The organism is Actinocorallia libanotica, assembly GCF_039525175.1.
Taxonomy (GTDB): Bacteria; Actinomycetota; Actinomycetes; order Streptosporangiales; family Streptosporangiaceae; genus Actinocorallia; species Actinocorallia libanotica.
In genome coordinates this window covers 92,849-109,538 of sequence record NZ_BAAAHH010000008.1, presented here as the reverse complement: position 1 = coordinate 109,538, position 16,690 = coordinate 92,849, and the positions used below count along the sequence as shown (strand labels likewise).

At 68.1% G+C, this 16,690-nt stretch carries 23 protein-coding genes; 14 read left to right on the top strand and 9 right to left on the bottom strand.

The annotated features are described in order from the left end of the window. Positions 1-17: 17 nt before the first annotated feature. The gene (locus tag ABD140_RS12735; protein ID WP_344240207.1) at positions 18-434 is read right to left on the bottom strand and encodes a nitroreductase family deazaflavin-dependent oxidoreductase; all 417 of its coding nucleotides are present in this window, start codon (positions 432-434) and stop codon (positions 18-20) included. 189 nt (positions 435-623) lie between these two features. On the opposite strand from ABD140_RS12735, the gene ABD140_RS12730 reads away from it, so the two are divergent. Beyond that, positions 624-1,010 (top strand): winged helix-turn-helix transcriptional regulator, encoded by a 387-nt coding sequence (locus ABD140_RS12730; RefSeq protein ID WP_344240205.1) that lies wholly within the window; start codon positions 624-626, stop codon positions 1,008-1,010. 46 nt (positions 1,011-1,056) lie between these two features. Here ABD140_RS12730 and ABD140_RS12725 read toward each other — a convergent pair whose 3' ends face one another. Next, positions 1,057-1,677: a GDSL-type esterase/lipase family protein gene (locus ABD140_RS12725; protein ID WP_344240203.1), complete on the bottom strand. Its 621-nt coding sequence runs from the start codon at positions 1,675-1,677 to the stop codon at positions 1,057-1,059. A gap of 61 nt (positions 1,678-1,738) precedes the next feature. Between ABD140_RS12725 and ABD140_RS12720 the strand changes: the two genes are divergently transcribed. Then, positions 1,739-2,533: an SDR family NAD(P)-dependent oxidoreductase gene (locus tag ABD140_RS12720; RefSeq protein ID WP_344240201.1), complete on the top strand. Its 795-nt coding sequence runs from the start codon at positions 1,739-1,741 to the stop codon at positions 2,531-2,533. A gap of 78 nt (positions 2,534-2,611) precedes the next feature. On the opposite strand, the gene ABD140_RS12715 is transcribed toward ABD140_RS12720, so the two are convergent. Next, positions 2,612-3,007 (bottom strand): RidA family protein, encoded by a 396-nt coding sequence (locus ABD140_RS12715; protein ID WP_344240434.1) that lies wholly within the window; start codon positions 3,005-3,007, stop codon positions 2,612-2,614. A 130-nt stretch (positions 3,008-3,137) separates the two neighbouring features. On the opposite strand from ABD140_RS12715, the gene ABD140_RS12710 reads away from it, so the two are divergent. The 5 genes from ABD140_RS12710 to ABD140_RS12690 all read left to right on the top strand — a co-directional run bounded on the left by ABD140_RS12710 (position 3,138) and on the right by ABD140_RS12690 (position 6,876). Further along, positions 3,138-4,166, top strand: a complete 1,029-nt coding sequence (locus ABD140_RS12710; RefSeq protein ID WP_344240199.1) for a helix-turn-helix transcriptional regulator — start codon at positions 3,138-3,140, stop codon at positions 4,164-4,166. A gap of 35 nt (positions 4,167-4,201) precedes the next feature. After that, on the top strand, positions 4,202-4,870 hold the full coding sequence (locus ABD140_RS12705; protein WP_344240197.1) for a hypothetical protein: 669 nt from the start codon (positions 4,202-4,204) through the stop codon (positions 4,868-4,870). Further along, positions 4,860-5,162, top strand: a complete 303-nt coding sequence (locus ABD140_RS12700) for a hypothetical protein (RefSeq protein WP_344240195.1) — start codon at positions 4,860-4,862, stop codon at positions 5,160-5,162. The genes ABD140_RS12705 and ABD140_RS12700 overlap by 11 nt, the downstream gene beginning before the upstream one ends. A gap of 282 nt (positions 5,163-5,444) precedes the next feature. Continuing rightward, positions 5,445-6,392, top strand: a complete 948-nt coding sequence (locus tag ABD140_RS12695) for a hypothetical protein (RefSeq protein WP_344240193.1) — start codon at positions 5,445-5,447, stop codon at positions 6,390-6,392. Between the two features lie 40 nt (positions 6,393-6,432). After that, positions 6,433-6,876, top strand: coding sequence for a DUF6896 domain-containing protein (locus tag ABD140_RS12690; RefSeq protein WP_344240191.1), 444 nt, complete (start codon positions 6,433-6,435; stop codon positions 6,874-6,876). An 18-nt stretch (positions 6,877-6,894) separates the two neighbouring features. On the opposite strand, the gene ABD140_RS12685 is transcribed toward ABD140_RS12690, so the two are convergent. Together ABD140_RS12685 and ABD140_RS12680 are read right to left on the bottom strand one after the other, a co-directional pair. Further along, entirely contained in the window at positions 6,895-7,182 is a 288-nt protein-coding gene (locus tag ABD140_RS12685; protein ID WP_344240189.1) for a hypothetical protein, read from the bottom strand. 94 nt (positions 7,183-7,276) lie between these two features. Next, on the bottom strand, positions 7,277-8,113 hold the full coding sequence (locus ABD140_RS12680; RefSeq protein WP_344240187.1) for a dienelactone hydrolase family protein: 837 nt from the start codon (positions 8,111-8,113) through the stop codon (positions 7,277-7,279). An 86-nt stretch (positions 8,114-8,199) separates the two neighbouring features. On the opposite strand from ABD140_RS12680, the gene ABD140_RS12675 reads away from it, so the two are divergent. From ABD140_RS12675 to ABD140_RS12660, 4 genes are all read left to right on the top strand, one after another. Then, entirely contained in the window at positions 8,200-9,237 is a 1,038-nt protein-coding gene (locus tag ABD140_RS12675; RefSeq protein ID WP_344240185.1) for a GlxA family transcriptional regulator, read from the top strand. 482 nt (positions 9,238-9,719) lie between these two features. Beyond that, positions 9,720-10,061, top strand: coding sequence for a MerR family transcriptional regulator (locus ABD140_RS12670; RefSeq protein WP_344240183.1), 342 nt, complete (start codon positions 9,720-9,722; stop codon positions 10,059-10,061). Between the two features lie 184 nt (positions 10,062-10,245). Then, positions 10,246-10,749: a SigE family RNA polymerase sigma factor gene (locus ABD140_RS12665; protein ID WP_344240181.1), complete on the top strand. Its 504-nt coding sequence runs from the start codon at positions 10,246-10,248 to the stop codon at positions 10,747-10,749. A 1-nt stretch (position 10,750) separates the two neighbouring features. Further along, on the top strand, positions 10,751-11,788 hold the full coding sequence (locus ABD140_RS12660) for a hypothetical protein (protein WP_344240179.1): 1,038 nt from the start codon (positions 10,751-10,753) through the stop codon (positions 11,786-11,788). Between the two features lie 82 nt (positions 11,789-11,870). Here ABD140_RS12660 and ABD140_RS12655 read toward each other — a convergent pair whose 3' ends face one another. Further along, positions 11,871-11,951, bottom strand: coding sequence for an SDR family oxidoreductase (locus ABD140_RS12655; RefSeq protein ID WP_344240432.1), 81 nt, complete (start codon positions 11,949-11,951; stop codon positions 11,871-11,873). A 116-nt stretch (positions 11,952-12,067) separates the two neighbouring features. Here ABD140_RS12655 and ABD140_RS12650 point away from each other — a divergent pair, with 116 nt between their 5' ends. Continuing rightward, positions 12,068-12,598: a hypothetical protein gene (locus tag ABD140_RS12650; protein WP_344240177.1), complete on the top strand. Its 531-nt coding sequence runs from the start codon at positions 12,068-12,070 to the stop codon at positions 12,596-12,598. A 136-nt stretch (positions 12,599-12,734) separates the two neighbouring features. Here the strand turns inward: ABD140_RS12650 and ABD140_RS12645 are convergent, their stop codons facing one another. From ABD140_RS12645 to ABD140_RS12635, 3 genes are all read right to left on the bottom strand, one after another. Then, positions 12,735-14,111 carry an outer membrane protein assembly factor BamB family protein gene (locus ABD140_RS12645; protein WP_344240175.1) on the bottom strand — a complete coding sequence of 459 codons (1,377 nt, stop codon included), beginning with the start codon at positions 14,109-14,111 and terminating at the stop codon, positions 12,735-12,737. A 240-nt stretch (positions 14,112-14,351) separates the two neighbouring features. Next, complete coding sequence (locus tag ABD140_RS12640) at positions 14,352-14,816, bottom strand: nuclear transport factor 2 family protein (RefSeq protein ID WP_344240173.1); 465 nt, start codon at positions 14,814-14,816, stop codon at positions 14,352-14,354. Next, entirely contained in the window at positions 14,813-15,007 is a 195-nt protein-coding gene (locus ABD140_RS12635) for a hypothetical protein (protein ID WP_344240171.1), read from the bottom strand. The genes ABD140_RS12640 and ABD140_RS12635 overlap by 4 nt, the downstream gene beginning before the upstream one ends. A 449-nt stretch (positions 15,008-15,456) precedes the next feature. Here ABD140_RS12635 and ABD140_RS12630 point away from each other — a divergent pair, with 449 nt between their 5' ends. Together ABD140_RS12630 and ABD140_RS12625 are read left to right on the top strand one after the other, a co-directional pair. Beyond that, a complete protein-coding gene (locus tag ABD140_RS12630; protein WP_344240169.1) occupies positions 15,457-15,723 on the top strand; it encodes a hypothetical protein in 267 nt (88 codons plus the stop codon). Positions 15,724-15,750: 27 nt separating this feature from the next. Next, positions 15,751-16,368, top strand: coding sequence for a nucleotidyl transferase AbiEii/AbiGii toxin family protein (locus ABD140_RS12625; RefSeq protein ID WP_344240166.1), 618 nt, complete (start codon positions 15,751-15,753; stop codon positions 16,366-16,368). The last annotated feature ends 322 nt before the right edge of the window (positions 16,369-16,690 follow it).

Below are 16,690 nucleotides of genomic sequence, written 5' to 3'. Positions count from 1 at the left end.
CACCCCTCCGCCGGCCCTCACAGGCGTTCGAGGCGGACCACGGGGATCTCGCGGGTCGTCTGCTCCTGGTAGGCCGCGTACTCCGGCATGACCGAAACCATCAAGCGCCACAGACGTGGACGTTCCGCAGCGGCGGCGGGGCATGCCCGCACGGTGAAGGTCTCCGTACCGACCTGCACGGTGGCGAACGGATCGGCGAGCAGATTCAGGTACCAGGCCGGATGGCGGTCGGCGCCGCGGTTGGAGGCCACCAGGACGTAGCGGTCGCCGTCGAGTCCGTAGACCAGCGCGGTACGGCGCAGTTCGCCGGACTTCCGGCCCCGCGTCGTCAGCAGCAGGTCGTTCACGCCCGGCCTTGGTCGGCCGCCCGTCTCCTGGAACCGGCGGATGTGCTCGGCGACCCAGGGATTCGGACTGTCGTGGATCTCGGACATCACACCTCTCCCCCACCGGCGGCGGCGCGATGGTCGCCGGACTCCTCCATCGGGGGAACGCCCGATGCCCCAGGCGCGATGTTCATGGCCGACCGCCTTTCACCCGGGCCGGTTCCCGTCCGCCCGGCCGCTTCACGGAAGCTACCGAGGGCTTCGGTTACCCCTGGGATACCGGCTATCGTGAGCCCCATGAGGGAACCTCTGCCCGCCGACATGTTCGACGAGCTGTGCCCGTCCTCGCTCAACCCGTTCCGCTTCGGCGACAAGTGGGCGGCGCTCGTCGTCCGCTGCCTCGAACACGGGCCGCGCCGGTTCTCCGAGCTGCGGATCCCCCTGAAGCGCGTCACGCCGAAGGTCCTCACCGGCTCACTGCGCTCCCTGGAACGGGACGGACTGGTCAAACGCACCGTCCTCGCCGGGTCCCTCCCGCACGTCGAGTACGAGCTGACCCCGCTCGGCCGCAGCATGCTCGCCCCGATGGCCGCCGCCTGCGCCTGGGCCGAGGAGCACTGGGACGAACTGCTCGACGCCCGCGAGTCCTACGACGACGGCACCCGCCTCGACCACACCGGCTGACCCGGCCCCGCCGCGCCGTGAGGCACCGGATCTCCCTGATCGAGCCTCAGTCCCGTTGAGAGCCGCCCTGGCCGCTGATCCAGTCGTGCCAGCGGCTGGCAAGGATGATGTCGGCCAGCCTCTGGTAGCCGCCGCTGCCGGGGTGGGCGCCGTCACCGGCCAGGACTTCCCGCGTCCACACGGCATCGTCGGCCAGCTCCCGGGTGGTGGCGATGAACGGGACGCCCCGTGACCGGCAAAGGGCGTCCATCTCCTCGGAGAGCTTCGATGTCCGCCGCAGATGCCCTTCTCCCGCGACGATGACCGGCGGGGGCCCCACCACCAGGACGTCGATGCCCCGGCGCCTGCTCTCGTCCAGGATCGCCGCCAGGTTGCCCAGGCAGCGAGCGGACTCGACACGGACTTCGCCGTCCTCCTCGACCATGTCGTTGCTGCCGAAGGAGACGACCAACCGGTTGTCGGCGCCGGGCAGCGCCCGTGACCCGACCTCCTCCCAGCAGCGCCGCAGCACATCGGCGGAGGTGTTGCGCCTGATGCCCAGATTGAAAGCCGTGACGTCACCCCGGGTGCCCTGGAGAACCCGGCCGACCCAGCCCCGATACTCCGGGTCACCGATCCCTTGGACGAAGGAGTCACCGATAAAACAAACACGTAGATCCCCGCTCATCCGGCAACCTTAGAGGTGGGGCCTACCAGGTCATCGGCTGCCGGTGGGTAGGTACCGGGTCATGCTCATCGATCTCACGAACAAGACGGCCCTGGTCACCGGTTCCACCCAGGGCATCGGGGCCGCGATCGCGGCGGCTCTGGCCCGTGCCGGAGCCCGGGTCGGCGTCAACGGCCGGAGCGAAAAGTCGACCGCCGCGGCCGCGGATCGGCTGAGAGAAGAGATCCCGGGGGCCCGCGTGGTCCCGGCGGCCGCGGATCTGGCGGCCGAGGAGGGCGCCGCGGCGGTCGTGGAGGCGCTGCCGGACGTCGACATCCTCGTCAACAACCTGGGGATCTTCGAGTCGCGGCCGGCCCTGGAGATAGACGACGACGAATGGCGGCGCTACTTCGAGGTCAACGTCCTCGCCGGGATCCGCCTGACCCGGGCCTACCTGCCGGGCATGATGGAACGCTCGTTCGGGCGGGTGCAGTTCATCGCCAGCGACTCGGCCGTCGTGATCCCCTCCGAAATGATCCACTACGGGATGACGAAGACCTCGCTCCTCGCGGTCTCCCGCGGCTTCGCCAAGGTGGCCTCCGGAACCGGCGTCACCGTCAACTCCGTGCTCGCCGGTCCGACGCACACCGGCGGCGTCGAAGACTTCGTCTACCAGCTCGTCGACCGCCACCTGCCCTGGGACGAGGCCCAACGCGCCTTCATGCGCGAACACCGCCCGCAGTCGCTCCTGCAGCGCCTCATCGAACCGGAGGAGATCGCCAACATGGTCGTCTACCTCAGCTCGCCGCAGGCCTCCGCGACCACCGGCGGCGCCCTCCGCGTCGACGGCGGCTACATCGACGCGATCCTCCCCTGACCCGAAGGCCCTCCCCTCCGGAAACGCCCGGGTTCTGCCGTGCCGCCTCCGGCGGTTCTGCCGGAGGCGGCGGGTGCGTCACGCGACAGCGGTTCCCTCGAGTTCGACCATCAGGTCGGGGATCGCCAGCCGTGTCACACCGAGCATCGTGGTGGACGGCGCCACCCCGGCGGCGCCCAGCCGCGACGCCAGCACGCCGTAGTGCTCGAAGAGCCGGTCGACGTCGGTGGTGTAGACGTTGAGCCGGACGAGGTTCGCCAGGGACATGCCGGCCTCGCCGAGCACCGCCTCCAGGTTGTCGAGGCTCAGGGCCAGCTGCGCCCCCATGTCATCGGCGTGCTGGGGCTTGCCGTCGCCGCTCATCGCGGTCTGCCCGGAGCAGTACAGGGTCCGGGTCTGCCCGGAGACGAGCTCGCCCTGGTTGTACCCCATCTCCACCGACCACGCCCACGGGTTGACCGCCGTACGCTCCATCGCCATATCGGTTCCCTTCGCTTCATCGACATCACGGACCGACTTGAAGGCCACCGCCTTCTCGGTCATGTCGCTGAGCCTCCCAACGAATCACGACATCCTGTGTCGTGTATTCCTTTAGAGTTCTCGCATGCGCGCCGACCGGTTGGTGTCGCTGGTGCTGCTGCTGCGCCGGCACGGCCAGATGTCCGCGACCGCGCTCGCCCGCGAGCTGGAGGTGTCCACCCGCACCGTGCTGCGCGACGTCGAGGCGCTGTCCGCGGCCGGCGTCCCGGTCTACGCCGAACGCGGCCGTCATGGCGGTTTCGCGCTGCTCCCCGGTTTCCGGACCGAGCTCACCGGGCTGAACCATGACGAAGCGCTCGCCCTGCTGATCGCCGGATCACGCCGCGGCGCGCAGGCGTTCGGCCTCGGCTCGGCGCTCGCCTCGGCCATGCTCAAGGTGGTCGACGCGCTGCCCGCAAGCCATCGCGACACCGCGGCCGACGCGGCCCAGCGCCTGCTCATCGACCCGGAGACCGACCTCCTCTCCCGCCGCCTGCCCGCGGAGGAGGTGCCCGACGCCCTGGCGGCCGAGGTCCGGCGCGCGGTGCTCGCCGGACACAAGCTGCGCATCCGCTACGCGGCCGTGGACCAGGCCCCGAAGTGGCGCACGGTGGACCCGGTCGGCCTGGTCACCGCGCACGGCCAGGGCTACCTGCTGGCCACGAGATCCGGCGCGGACCGCACCTACCGCCTGTCCCGGATCCTGGCCGCCGAAGAGCTCCCCGAACCCGCGCAACGACCGGACCGCGTCGACCTGGACCAGGCCTGGCAGGAACGCAGCACGCGCTTCCGGACCGGCGGCGACCAGGTCACCGTGTTGCTGCGGCTGAACCCGTCCCGCCGGAAGGACCTGGCGGACACCGCGCTGGCCATCCGCGCCGAAGGAACCGACACGGACGGCTGGCTGCGGCTGGAGGCGTCCTTCCAGGACTCCAGGCACGCCGAATGGGCACTGTGGCAGCTCGCCACGAACGCGGAAGCCCTGGCCCCCCAGTGGTTGCGCGACTCCCTGCACGACCGCGCCATCGCGATCGCCGCCTCCTACGAGCGAACCGAGCCGGCCGCCAATGGCATGACGCCAGATCGCCTGTCCCCGAGAAAAGATCAAGACTAAGCTGCGGATCAACGCTCCGGGAGGCAGAACCGCTCGTGATCCGTCTTCTCGACAAGGGCCGCGTCTCCCTTGCGTGGCTGCTCTTCATCGCGGTCGTCGGCGCGGTCGGCTGGACCGCATGCGCCCCCGAACCGCCGAAAGACCTTCCGCCGAGCGGTCTGCCGGATCGCGCCGTGAATTGGGAGCATCGCGGCCAGGTGGGGATGGACGGCGTCGACCCCCGTCTGAAGTTTCCCGACGGTGTGACTTTCGAAATCAAGTCGCGGCTCGCGGAGATCGAGGACGGCGGGAAGGTCCATCGGGCCGCACTCGGCGATCCCACGGACAGGGATCGTGTCTGGATCGCCGATGCCACGGGAAGCGACAACATCTGGGCGGCCGGAGGCAGGTCGGTCTGCCACTGGGACGGCCGTTCCTGGAAGACGATGGCGACCTTCGACGAAGTCTCGGACGTGGCGACGGCCGGCTCGAAGGACGCCTGGGCGCTTTCCTTCGAGGGGGGGCCGTACAGTGCTGCGGTCCTGGAGAGACGGCACGTGGAGCGACCTCAAGGCGGACGCCGAACTCTCCGACATCGCCTCCGGGAAACCCAAGAGTCTGTGGGCGGTCTCAAAGAACAAGGTGCTGCACCACGACGGAACACGCTGGAGCGACCACACGCCCGCGACAGACGCGCACTTCACGAGCATCGCCGTGGCCGATGACGGAAGCGTGTGGGTCGGCACCGATCGCCACTACGTCCTCACCTTCACCGACGGCCTCTGGTCGCGCACCAGGATGCCCGTTCCCGCGAAGGTCGAGGACGAGGAGACGGGTATCGAGGGCGACCCGGACTGGAGCATCTGGAAAGTCGCCGCCTACAGCGGTGCCATCGAGGTCACCGCCCACTGGTGGGACGAGCTCGACGGGAGCGACGGCATCTACGACTGGCACGTCTACCGCACACCCGTGAATGCCGAGCCCGAAGCCGTAAGCCGACCGTCGGAAGGCCTGTAACGGGGCGGAGATAGAGGCTTGCCTACGACCTGTGCGGTTGAACGGTCGTTATGGAGCGCTCCATTATCGGCCGCCTCCCGGATTTGTCACCCGGGTGAGCAGGAAGTCCACGCAAAAAGCAATGGGTTACATATACGGCCCGTTTCGGCTAAGAATATGGGTCGGACCGGCGGCTGAGGGGCGAGCCGCTCCGGCTGACCGTGCAGATCGCCGACGCACCCCTTCGTCGGCGGCCGAAAGCCGCGGCGGGCGGGCCCTGCAGTCGTGGGAAAGGAAACCTGCATGAGTGTCCCGATCGTCCTCGCGTTCCTTTCGGGATGCCTGTACTACCTGGGTTTTGTCTTCTTCAAGGACGCGGCGGACGCCCTTCCGCCCCTGCGCGGCACCCGGCCCGGACACTTCGCCGCGTCCGTGGCCCGCAACGGCAAATGGCTGGCCGGAGCCGCGCTCATGGGCGGCGGCGTGGTCATCCAGGTGGTGGCGGCACCGCAGCTGGAACTCCCCGTCCTGGTCACCGCGCTCCTCGCGGGGCTGGCCGCCCTCGTCGTCCTCTCCTTCGCGGTGCGACGTGAGCGCGTAGGCGGAGCCGAAGCCGCATGGCTGACCGCGATGGCGGCAGGCGGCCTCCTCGTCTCCTGGTCCGACCCCGCGACGCCGGCCGACGTCTCCGGAGCCGCCCTCACCCTGCTGGCCCTGCCCTCCCTGGCCCTGCCCGTGCTCCTGTTCACGATCGGCGACACCCGGCCCGACGGCCGCCACGCCCGCCCCCTGACCGGCATCGCCTACGGCATCGGCGCAGGCGTCCTCGTCGGCTTCGCCGAACTCGCCTTCAACCTCCAGGCCCGGCAGGGCTTCAACGCCGACGCCTTCACCGGCCCCTTCATCCCCCTGTTCGTCATCGGCGTCACCATCGGCCTGGCCCAGCTCCAGATGGCGCTGCAGCGCTGCCGCCTGCTCACCGTGGTCTTCGTCGCCACGATCATCGCCAAGGCCTACCTCGTGGCCGGCTTCGGCCTCCTGAGCCTCTCCCTCCCCGAACCGGCCTTCGCCACCCCGATCCTCCTGGCCGCCGGCCTCGCCCTCATCGCCGTAGCCCTCTTCCTCATCCCCCGCCACGAACCCACCCCCCGCCCGGCCCCCGCCCCCCGCAGCACGGCGACCCCCCGCCCCCGCCCCGCCAATGCACCCCCCGGACCCCCGCCGCCCGAACGCACCCCCGTACCCCGCTGACCCCACCCCCTCAGCCGCGAATCCCGGAGATCATGCAGATGTGGAACCTCGCGATCTCGTGCTGGCCTTCGTCCAGCAGATGACAGAGCTCGCCACCGAACTCACCAATGCCCTGAGCATGACGACGGGCGGGAACGATCTCCGGTCGGTCGTAGCCGCGGTCAGGCAGAAGCAGCTTCCGCGCGAGGGCGGGATTCCAGGGGGACTTCGCTACCGCGTCCACGGGGCCGGGTGCTGGATCAAAACCCCTGACGGCGTCGAAATCGACGCCGACCTGGGCCCAGGGCCCTTCCTGCTGAAGTTCGACGCTTGGCGCATCCGCCTCTACGCCGACTCGATCGGCGAAGAGGCCGTGACCGATCAGGAGATCTCCGAAGCCCTGCGGGACTTGGCTGACCAGGGCCTGATCAGCCGATTCCCCTCCTCCTTCCCCTGGTATACCTTCACCGCTCAGAAAGACGATCACCAGGAAGCCTTGAACTGAGCCGACGCGATCGGACTTTCAGGCTGGAGCGAATGTCAGGAATCGAAAGTTCACCCCTGGCCATGGCGTGCTCATGGCACGGCCGGGGCAGCCGGTCATCCTGCGAGAAGGCGGAGCCTGCCCCCAGAGCCAGGTCTTGGCAAAAACCGTGAGCAACGCCGGTCCTCCCGGCTTCCAGAAGGTGATCCGCCACGAGCGGTCGCCCATGGCCAATCGCAGCTCGTTCACCCCATCACGCAGACCCTTGACGTGATCGCCGTCGGGCGCGCCCCCCTTCTCCACAAGGTAGCGGCCCACCTTGGCCATCACTTATTGGAAGGGCCCGAACGGCAGCTCCTTCTACAGCGTCCGCAGGTGGATCCCGGAGTGACCGGAGGCGACCGTCGCCGTCCGCACGTCGTCACAGGCCGGGTCTGCTTGCCTGGCGCAAGCGGTCGGTCAGGTAGGTGAGGATCTCGGTTCTGGCCTTCACCGTGGGGTGTCCGTCCTCGTCTATGAAGTGGGCGGTGACCACGCTGTGGGGGGTTTGGACGATGTCGCGGAAGAACGGGGGCGGGTCGGTGTTGGCGGAGCCGCCCGGGAGGACGCGGCCGTCGAAGGCGTCGCCGAGGAGGGTTCGGTAGGCGGCGAAGCGTTGGCCGGTGCACCAGCGGTCGTTGTCGAAGCGGTAGGCGAGGACCTTCAGTCCGTCGCGCGAGACGCGTTCTTTCACCGCGTGCGCGTCTTCGTCGCTGAGTTCGAGTCCGGCGGGGTCGTCCAGCGGCAGGGACGGGTGGTTGACCACTGACGCGATGACGGCCGGTTCCAGCATCATGGTGAGGGCGAAGTTCCCGGTGAAGCACAGGCCGATCGCGCCGACGCCCGGGCCGCCGCATTCGGCGTGGGCTTGGCGCGCGAGCCCGCGCAGCCACACCGTGACAGGGCTGGTGCCGCCTCCGGCGAAGGCGCGGAACTCGGCGCTGACGCACGTGCGACGGATGACCTCCTCGCCTCCCTCGGCTGTGGGGTAGGCGCCGTCGGTCCCGAAGAGCGAGGGAACGTAGACGGTGAAGCCCGCGTCCCGCACCCACCGCGCCAGCCGAAGGACGTCAGGGCTGACGCCGGGCATCTCCGGCATCAGCACGACGGCCGGCCCGGAGCCCGCGACGTGCACCATCTTCATCACCCCGTCCACGTCCACGAGCCGGTGGGAGAAGTCCGCGATCGCGTCGTCAGAGCGTCCGTTGGCAGCGTTCATGGTGACAGTGTGGGCCGACACGCCAGCACCGGACGACGGGCTATATCGCCATATGCAAGGGTGATCTCGCCAAAGGCGGGGAGGCGATGGTGAGTGCATTGCGGGTCGGTGTCCTGGCCTATCCGGGCTGCTTCGCGTCCGAGGTGTTCGGCGTGCCCGACCTTCTGACGATGGCCACGCACGTCGCCGGCCCGGACCACGCCGGATATGAGGTGTCGGTCGTCTCGCCTCGCCGTCGCGTCGTCGCATCGGGCGGCGTGGCACTGGCCGTCTCCCCTCTGCGCGAGGTCGACGTCCTCGTCGTGCCGGGTTTCGAGCTCCTGCCGGGCCTCGACGCGGACGCGAAGCTCAAGCCCCTCACCCCCGAAATCGCGGCCATCCGCTCACACGCGGCCGCAGGCAACGCCGTCGTCTCGATCTGCGTCGGTGCGTTCCTGCTCGCAGAAGCGGGACTTCTCCACCGGCGCCGGGCCACGACGGCATGGCTCCTCGCGGAAGAACTGGCTCAACGCTGCCCGGACGCCGATATCCGCCCCGAATGCCTCGTCGTCACCGACGGAGGTGTGACGACGACAGCGGCCTTCAGCGCCATGTACGACTTCGCGCTGGAACTGATCCGCCGACACAGCGGTGCGAACGTGGCACGAGCCACCGCGCGGGTGGCACTCCTCGACGACGCCCGGTCATCCCAGACCCCATACGTCGACGCCCGGCTCCTTCCACAGCCCGGAAACGAGTTCTCCCGCAGGGTCATGCGGTGGCTCGACCAGAACCTCAGCACCCGTTACGACCTCGCCGCGCTGTCGGGCGCGTTCAATGTCAGCACCCGGACACTGCTGCGGCGCTTCGCCGACGAAACCGGCCAGAGCCCACTCGAATACCTGCAGTCGTCGCGCGTTTCTCGTGCCCGCCACCTCCTGGAGACCACCGACCGAACCGTCGCCGGCGTCGCCGCCGCAGTCGGATACCGGGACCCCGGCACCTTCGCCGCCCTCTTCGCCAAACACACCGGACGCCGCCCAAGGGACTACCGCGCGACCTTCCGCCGCGATGCCGGCCGCATGGATCCCGGGCGGCCTTCTGGGACGACGGAACCTGCCGTCGGCCAAGACGAAAATCTGTAGTGGCCGTGGTAGACATTCGATGGCGAGTCGGGTAGTGTTCCTGTCATCGAGAAGGAAAGTCCACGATCTGGGCAGAGGACGAACTGCCCGTAGCGATGGATCGCAAGTCCGGGCGAAGGCCCGGTGCAACAGGTAAGTGCTCGCCCCTTGCAGGTGAGGGGCGAGGCCGGTCGACCGGTCGGGCCAACGCAGTGCAAGGGGCTCGACCGGCTGATCCGGAACCGAAGTTCGGTACGGAGTCGAGAAAGGGGTGTAGGCGCCATCAGGATCGCCTGGCCGGGTGATTGACGGTCGGGTACCGCGGTTCCACGGATAGGTGGTGGTCTTCGGTCAAGCATTCGCGATCCCCGCGTCGTCGCTCGTTGCGGCTGTTGACGCGGATACGACAGGTCGGCCTCACGGTCGACTGATGGTGTTGAACTCATTCGAAGGGCCCCGGCGCGAGTGCGCCGGGGCCCATGGCGGGTTTTACGGAAAGGCCTATGACACGACAGCAGGAAGAATCGGCCGCTGAGGTGGCCGCGGTGGACAGGCTGGATGATGAGGACTATCCGGCCTACAGCATGGGCAGGGCCGCGGAGATACTCGGAGTGACCCCGGCGTTCCTCCGGGCTCTGGGCGCGGCGAAGCTGATCGAGCCGTTGCGCTCCGAAGGCGGCCATCGCCGCTTCTCCCGCTACCAGCTGAGACTGGCCCAGCGCGCCCGGGAGCTCGTCGACGAAGGCACCGCCCTGGAGGCGGCCTGCCGGATCATCGTCCTGGAGGACCAGCTCGCCGAAGCGCTGCGCATCAACGCCCAGCTCAAGCGGAAGATGACCGACTAGCCGGCCGTCGGACCAGGACCCGGCCCTCAGGAACCACGGTACGGACGGCCTGGGCGTCGGGGACCCGGGCCACCATGCCGCGATCACCCGGACACGGCGCGTCTCGCCCGCCCGGCGGTCCGGGCAACCTTTTTCCGGTGCTCGGCTGTCTTAGTCGCGGAGTCCCGAGGAAGGCGGCTGGAAGATGCGAGAACCCCCCGAGTACGCGACCTATGTACGGGAGCGTTCGCCGCGGCTGCTGCACACCGCCTACCTTCTCTGCCGGGACCGGGCGCTGGCCGAGGACCTGCTCCAGACGGCTCTGGCGAAGGCCTGGACGGCCTGGCGGCGGATCGAGAAGGATCCCGATCCGTACGTGTACCGGATCATGGTCAACACCCACAGCTCCTGGACGCGGCGGCGCTGGCGGGGCGAGATCCCCGTGGCCGCGCCGCTTCCGCTCGCGCAGTCACCGGACACGACGGACGGCTGCGACGACCGGGCGTTCCTGTGGGCCGCGCTCGGAAGGCTGCCCCGGGGCCAGCGGGCCGTGCTGGTGCTGCGTTTCTTCGAGGACCTGACCGAGACGCAGGTCGCGGGCATCCTCGGCTGCACGCCCGGAACCGTGAAGAGCCAGGCCAGCAAGGCCCTGGCCAAGCTCCGGATCGACCCGGAGATCCTCGAGACCGTCGCGGACAGGAGCCTTTGAGATGTCGCCCAGCATGCGGGACCTCCGCGCGACCATGGAAGCCGCGGGCGCGGGGATCGACCACCCCGCCGACCGCCTCGACCTGATCCGGCGCAGGGTCAGGCGCGGCCGCCGTCGCCGCCTGGCCGCGGGGGCCGCCGCCGTCGCCCTCGGCACCGCCGGAGTGCTCACGTTCCTGCCCTCCCCGGAGGGGCCGGCGCCCCAGCTCGTCCGGCCCGCCCCGACACCGTCGTTGACCGGCCGTCCCGCCACCGACCTGCCCGCGAGCAACGAGGGCATGCGGCTGGTGACCGCCGTCGAGTACGGCGTGCTCAACCAGGCCGCACGCCTGACGTTCACCCCGACCGGCCCGAACTCGCTGATCGTCTTCCGCTGCGACCAGCAGAGCACGATCTACGAACTGGGCGTCGGCTCGGTGGGATGCGGCTCCCCCCCGACTCCCGACACGCCTCCGTCCGAGCCGAACGGCGGCTCCTCCTACCTCGACACCACGACCGGAGTGCCGGTCTCGGTAGATCTGTTCGCCACCCGTGAAGGCATCACGGTGGACAACTCGGACGCTGCCTCCGCCGACCGCTACCTGTCCGGGGCCGCTCGGGAGAACGGGGTCTGGACCGTGGCGGTGTACAGCGGGACCTGCACCAGCGGGCACTGCAAGGACTTCGAAGAGTTCAAGAAGAACCCCGGTCCGCGGAAGCACGAGGACCCCACCGCGGGCCGGAAACCGATCTCGACGAGCACCGGCGCCGCCGACTCCCGCCGCACCCCCGTCCGGACGAAGGGCCACCGCGTCGACCTTCACCTGGTCTGCACCGAAGGCGCCGCCTGGGCCGTCACCTGGCTCGACGGCGAGATCTCCGAACCGATCCCCTGCGAGGCGGCCGAATCATCCGGCGTCCACTGGTCGGCGAAGCCCGGCAGACTGGAGATCGCGGTCTTCCCCGCCTCGGCGAAACCGACCGCGGACCGGACCGAGATCGCCCGGCTGATGAAGCACCCCGACCCGATGGGCGCGTGGACCCTCCAGGTCTACCGATGACCCGGCCCGCGACCACCTCCCGAACGGACTCACCTCTCGTCGGGTGAGCTTCGCCTGCGCCGGTGATCCCTTGCCTCGGAACTCAGATCTGGTTCAGGCCGCCGTCGACGTACAGGCTCGAACCGGTGATGAAGCTGCTCTGCTCGGAGGCGAGGAAGGCCAAGGCCCCTGCGACGACCGCTCACCGTGACCTCGGTTCCCGCCAACGGCCCTTTGCCCGACCAGGGTCAAGAATGGTCCGCAGCGGAGTGTCAGTCGGCGTTACTAAGGTGTTCGGTCATGGGAGGAACCGGAGTCTCACTCAAAATTTCAGGAAACGGCGACCCCTGCGACTTGGGAGCCGCGATCTGGAACACCGCGCATGAAATCATCCACATGGACGTGGATCTGCATCCTTGGGGCGATCTCGCCTACTACACGGAGGACGAGGGGCGCTGCACCGCCCAAGACGACTCGGTGACGTGGTGGTTCTCCAACCCCGGAGGCTGCTGTACGCGCTCACAGCAGGCATGGATGCACTGGTTCCAGCGCGTTCTCTCCTGGGACTGGTACATCTTCACTCAAATAGCCACCGAGCACGGCCTCACTTTCGCGAGCGAACCACCTCCCCTCGACGACCTTGCGAGCGAGGGCAATTTCGTCACGTTGCGCAATGATCTGTGGATGGCCGAGGAGGACGGGCTGTACGGCGACAACGCGCACATCCCGCTGTCCGAACTCACCGCCGACGAACGCGTGCTCCACGCGGAGGCGCTCCAACGGTGCCAGTGCCCCATGTGCGCCCCGAAACCCGCGCGACAAACATCGTGAAGCCGACGAAAATGGCACAAAGTTAGCTCAGCTGCTCCAGAAACGATCAAGTCCCGGCTCCGGACCGTCACCCCCGGGAGCACTCGCTCCGGCACCCGCACGGAATCTCCGGCGCCTTCGGCGTCCGACCTGGAGCTCAGTCCGCTCCGAAGCCGAAGGCATGGACCGCCGAGGACTTCTCGCCGGCGTCCTCTTCGATGAAGAGCGCGCGATCCGGGGTGAGGTGGAAGTCCGTCAGGTCCAGAGAGGAGAAGGACTCGGGCAGGCGGGTCTTGCGGATTTCAGCGCCGGAATCGGGGTCGAGAGTGGTGAGCACGGCGGCGTCGCCGGGATCCTCGAAGACCACGGCGGGTCCGGTGCCGGCGAGGTGAGTCAGCGCGATGCCGTGTTCGAAACGGGTGCTCCAGACGGTTTCCCCGGCGAAGGAGTAGGCGACGAGCTCGTCTGAGTCGTCGGGTCTGAGGGCCACGGCGTAGATGCGGTCGTCCGTGACGAGCGCCGGGGGACCGAGGTAAGGGCCTTTCAAAGGAACGGAGGCCAAGCGGTTCCCGCTGGCGGGATCGAAGATGAGGATCTCGTCCGTGTCTTCGGGCACGAGCCGCCTGACCTGCACCACCAGGGGGTCGGTGGAGAGCAGGCGCGCGTTCCTGGTCTTCGCTCCCAACGGGGCCGTCCAGGAGGAGCCTGCGGCGAGCTCGCTGACGGAGAGCACGATGGACTCGTCGTCCTGACAGGAGAGGAGCGAGGCCACCCGACCGTCGCCGACGGCCGCCGTCTGCCCCTCCGCCAGGGGAAAACATCCCGAGGGAACCGGGGGAGATTTCAGGGGAACGCCCGTCCGCGGATCGAGGACGGTCACACCGTGCTCGGAGAAGACGACCGCGCCACCTGGGCCGAGCTCCGCTCCCGCTCCGTACCTGAGGGGGTACTTCCGGTCGGCAGGGAAGTCGTGGGTCCACAGGGGGCGGCCCGCACCCAGATCGAACGCCGTCACCCGGTCGCAGGTCTCGCCTTCCTCGGCGTAGGCGACGAGCCCGATCCCGTCCTGTGCGGACCGGCTCGCCGCACACACCTTCTGCGGATAGGGGAAGGCATGAGACCAGCGAGCTCTGCCGTCCACCAGCCCATAGGCGGCCACCGCGTCTGAACGCACCTGGACGAAGGTGTCGCCGACGACCCAGAACCCCTTCGTCTCCCGGCTTTCCGGCAGGGACCACACCGGCTTCAACGCGTCGTGTCGAAGCGCTTCGAAGAGAAGATGCCCGGAACTCAGGACCAGCACGACGAAGATCGGGACAACGGCGTTGCGGAATTGCCGCCGGGGAAGTTCCCGCAGTCCTGAACGGCCCTCCCCGTCCAAGAGGCCGAACCGGTGGAGAAGGACAAGGACGAAAAGCGAACCGCTGATCGCCGCGAGGACGAGTGAGATGCGGCTCAGATGGCCGAACTTGGAGGCAACGACCAGCGCCGCCGAAGCGGGCAGCAGTATGACCAAGAACAGCCTTGTAGTCATGGTCGTCGATGCTATATCCCTTGAAGATCCACAGATATGGATCGTCCCTCTCCTGAAGGAAGAAGGGCCCCGATCCCCAAGAGCACGACTCGGGACCTACGCACCAACCGAACGACCTCCAGGACTGTCCCAGAAGCATCCCTGACCAGCGCCGGAGATCTTCAGTTGTCCATGGAAGCCCTCAGCCGTTCGAGGCCGTTGCAGACCCCGAGGTTCGGAAGCGACACATCAGCCGCACCGTCATTCACCGCCACCGCCTTCCTCTCCTTCCGATGCCGCACAGGCATCGGCGATCGCGGCCGTGTCCCAGTAGAACGGACGGACCTCGGTGATCCGACCCTCCTCTACCGTGATCGTCTGCAGGATGGGGAAGACGAGCTCATGGCCCTTGGCACGAGAACGGGCGCGGACCTCGGTGAGCACCACCGCGGTCTCGCCAGTGGCGAGGAACTCCTGCCGCACCATGTCGAACGACTCCCACGCCCGGCTCATCTCCGAAAAGAACCGCTCCATGCCCGCATGCCCGCGCCAGACACCTCCGTAGGGCAAGGCATCGGCTTGATGCAAGACGACATCGGGCGAGAAGAAAGGAGCGAGCAGATCAAAGGAAGCCTCACCCGGCCCCCCAGCCGCCAGGTATTTCGCCTCAGCCGCATACATGCCGCTGAGAACGGCCACCGAGTCAGTCGCAGATGGATTGGTCATGCCACCAGCGTGCCCGCCGACACCCGAAAGCGCTGGCAATGATCGGACATCGACTTCTCCTCCGACCCATTGTTCTGAGACAACGAGCCGCCCTGGGGTTCGACCGCCGCGGCAGGCCGGAAGGCGGGGCGTACGAGCCGCCAGGCTCGGAGCACCTCCGACAGCACCCCCGACGCTCTTGAACGGAGCATGGGCTGAGGCTCTCGGACGGGTGAGAAGAACGTTCCGGAGGGGCGGAGCCCCTCCCACGGGGTCTGGGGCAGAGCCCCAGAGAGCACGGCCCCGAGCGTAGCGAGGGATCAAGACGTGGAAGACAGGACGGGGCTGCGACAGAAGACGGCTGATCACCGTTAATTGCCCAAGACAGTTCAAACGGCCCTGAAAACGATGAAGGCCCGACTCCAAATTCACCTCCTGATCTGGGCCTTCGCCATGAGAGCGGATGACGGGAATCGAACCCGCGCTGTCAGCTTGGGAATCAAGCAAGTGCTCCCCACCGCCCTCTGCTCACCCTGGCTGATTGCACGGCGATCCGGCAGACCTGCATGTCATTCGGTTGCTTGCTGCGCTGGGTCGTTCGTTGGTGCACACTGGATGTATGAGGTACGCGGACAGGCGGACTTATGCGGTACCGGAGGACTTGGCCCAGTTGACCGGGCCCGTCTCCGGTGTCGTCGAGCTGCCCCGTCACCTCGACTGGTCCGAGCAGCATGTCTACGACCTCAACGACCCGGCTCAACTCGGGCTGATGTATGAGCGGGTGATCCGGGAGGCCTCTTCTCCAGAGGATCTCGCCGCCTACCTCGACGCCCGGACTCTCATCCGCTGCTGGGGACGCCTCTACCTGCCCGTACAGGTGCGTCGCCTCTGGGAGAGCAGGTTCCCGGCCCTGGCGACGGCCGCGTAGTCGGAGATGGATCCTCTCCATGAACTGGTGACACGTATCGGCCTCGCCGCGACCGGCGAGTACGGGTTCGCGCTCGCCGGCGGCTACGCCGTTCAAGCACACGGCTTTCTCGACCGTGTCTCAGAGGACGTCGATCTGTTCACAGTGAACGAAGCGAGAGCCCAATTCCAAGAGGCCGTCACGGTTGCGGTCGACGCCTACCGTCGCGAGGGCTTCGGCGTCGAGACGGCCCTTGTCGGGGACAGTTTCGTCCGATTGCTGCTCACTTCACCCGACGACCGCTCGGTGAAGGTGGAGCTGGGCATCGACTGGCGGGCACATGCACCTGTCACGCTGGCCGTAGGTCCCGTCCTGCACCCCGACGACGCTGTCGGCAACAAAGCCGCAGCGCTTTACAGCAGGGCGGAAGTACGTGATTTCGTCGATGTGGAGGCGATCCTTCGGAGCGGCCGCTACACGACTGATGACCTGCTGCGCCTCGCCGCCAACGCGGATCCCGGCTTCGAGTCCGAGATGTTCCTGCTCGCGCTCAACGCCCTCGATCGCCTTCCCGATCAGGCGTTCGCCGTCCACGGGCTCTCAACGGCCCGCACCCACGAGCTTCGTCAGCGCTTCAAAGCCTGGACGACCGAGATCACCCGTTAATCGCCCCACGCCAGATCAACAGCCCAGAAACGATCAAGGACCCGCTCCGGATCAACGCCCTGGGCTGGGCCTTGGCAAGGAGAGCGGATGACGGGAATCGAACCCGCGCTGTCAGCTCGGGAATCAAGTGGAGATGCCCTCCCACATGCCCTGACCTGCTGATCCGCCTGCCTGCGAGTGCCCCCTGTTCACCCTGGCTAATTGCACGCGGCCGCCGCCTTGACACGGCACAGCGCTCGGCCGATCGCGCCTCTCTCGGCTTCAGCCCACGAATGCGCCCTGCGAGATGCCGACTGACTCATCTCACCGTAGGTGGCCGTGC